Source organism: Streptomyces sp. NPDC047042, from assembly GCF_040644035.1.
Classification (GTDB): Bacteria; Actinomycetota; Actinomycetes; order Streptomycetales; family Streptomycetaceae; genus Streptomyces.
Genome location: NZ_JBEYVP010000106.1, coordinates 1 through 2,424, shown reverse-complemented (window position 1 = coordinate 2,424; position 2,424 = coordinate 1). Strand labels below are relative to the sequence as shown.

General features: G+C 53.2%; 2 rRNA genes. Both read right to left on the bottom strand.

The window, feature by feature from the left end:
- Positions 1–53: 53 nt before the first annotated feature.
- Positions 54–169, bottom strand: a 5S ribosomal RNA gene (gene rrf, locus ABZ855_RS48220).
- Between the two features lie 142 nt (positions 170–311).
- A 23S ribosomal RNA gene (locus tag ABZ855_RS48215) occupies positions 312–2,424 on the bottom strand; the annotation flags it as partial.

The window sequence follows — 2,424 nt, the reverse complement described above, 5'->3', positions numbered from 1 at the left end:
TTTCCCCAAACGCAAAAAAGCCAACCAATGGGTGGCTTTCTCACTAATTTAATGTCTGGCAGTTCCCTACTCTCACATGGGGAGACCCCACACTACCATCGGCGCTACGGCGTTTCACTGCTGAGTTCGGCATGGGGTCAGGTGGGACCACCGCGCTATTGCCGCCAGACAAATTCGGTTCGTTCCCGTTCAGCGCTTTTCTTCGCTAAACCAGAACATCAATCTTGAACAAGCTGCTGTGTCCGTCACCTTTCGGCTTCTCACCCACATTCGAAAACTATCTCGTCTCTCTAAAACACCTTCGGTGTTGTCAGGTTAAGCCTCACGGTTCATTAGTATTGGTTAGCTCAACGTATCGCTACGCTTACACACCCAACCTATCAACGTCTTAGTCTTAAACGTTCCTTTAGGACCCTTAAAGGGTCAGGGAAGACTCATCTCAAGGCAAGTTTCCCGCTTAGATGCTTTCAGCGGTTATCTTTTCCGCACTTAGCTACCGGGCAATGCCATTGGCATGACAACCCGAACACCAGTGGTGCGTCCACTCCGGTCCTCTCGTACTAGGAGCAGCCCCTTTCAATCTTCCAACGCCCACGGCAGATAGGGACCGAACTGTCTCACGACGTTCTAAACCCAGCTCGCGTACCACTTTAAACGGCGAACAGCCATACCCTTGGGACCGACTACAGCCCCAGGATGTGATGAGCCGACATCGAGGTGCCAAACACCGCCGTCGATATGAACTCTTGGGCGGTATCAGCCTGTTATCCCCGGAGTACCTTTTATCCGTTGAGCGATGGCCCTTCCATACAGAACCACCGGATCACTAAGACCTACTTTCGTACCTGCTTGATCCGTCGATCTTGCAGTCAAGCACGCTTATGCCTTTGCACACAGTGCGCGATGTCCGACCGCGCTGAGCGTACCTTCGTGCTCCTCCGTTACACTTTGGGAGGAGACCGCCCCAGTCAAACTACCCACCAGACACTGTCCGCACCCCGGATAACGGGGCAACGTTAGAACATCAAACATTAAAGGGTGGTATTTCAAGGTTGGCTCCACGCAGACTGGCGTCCACGCTTCAAAGCCTCCCACCTATCCTACACATCAAGGCTCAATGTTCAGTGTCAAGCTATAGTAAAGGTTCACGGGGTCTTTCCGTCTTGCCGCGGGTACACTGCATCTTCACAGCGAGTTCAATTTCACTGAGTCTCGGGTGGAGACAGCCTGTCGTTACGCCATTCGTGCAGGTCGGAACTTACCCGACAAGGAATTTCGCTACCTTAGGACCGTTATAGTTACGGCCGCCGTTTACTGGGGCTTCGATCAAGAGCTTCGCCTTGCGGCTGACCCCATCAATTAACCTTCCAGCACCGGGCAGGCGTCACACCCTATACGTCCACTTTCGTGTTTGCAGAGTGCTGTGTTTTTGATAAACAGTCGCAGCGGCCTGGTCACTGCGGCCCCCCTTAGCTATTAACCATGGAGGGCGCACCTTCTCCCGAAGTTACGGTGCTATTTTGCCTAGTTCCTTCACCCGAGTTCTCTCAAGCGCCTTAGAATTCTCATCCTGCCCACCTGTGTCGGTTTACGGTACGGTCTGCGTAAGCTGAAGCTTAGGAGCTTTTCCTGGAAGCGTGATATCAGCAGCCTAGCCCTAATGGGCCGGTCCTTAGTCTCAACGTTGCCCCCCCGGATTTGCCTAAGGGGACCGCCTCAACTCTCTCACCAGGACAACCAACGCCTGGCCTGCCTAACCTTCTCCGTCCCTCCATCGCACTTACGCGAGGTGCAGGAATATTAACCTGCTTCCCATCGACTACGCATTTCTGCCTCGCCTTAGGGGCCGACTCACCCTGCGTCGATTAACGTTGCGCAAGGAAACCTTGGGCTTTCGGCGTGCGGGCTTTTCACCCGCATTATCGTTACTCATGTCAGCATTCGCACTTCCGATACCTCCAGCAGACTTCTCAATCCACCTTCATCGGCTTACGGAACGCTCCTCTACCGCGCATACAAAGTATGCACCCCAAGCTTCGGTTCATCGCTTAGCCCCGTTAAATCTTCCGCGCAGACCGACTCGACCAGTGAGCTATTACGCTTTCTTTAAAGGGTGGCTGCTTCTAAGCCAACCTCCTGGCTGTCTGTGCCTTTCCACATCGTTCACCACTTAGCGATGAATTTGGGACCTTAGCTGTGGGTCTGGGTTGTTTCCCTTTTCACGACGGACGTTAGCACCCGCCGTGTGTCTCCCGGATAGTACGTACTGGTATTCGGAGTTTGCCATGGTTTGGTAAGTCGCAATGACCCCCTAGCCATAACAGTGCTCTACCCCCAGTAGTATTCGTCCGAGGCGCTACCTAAATAGCTTTCGAGGAGAACCAGCTATCTCCGGGTTCGATTAGCTTTTCACTCCTAATCACA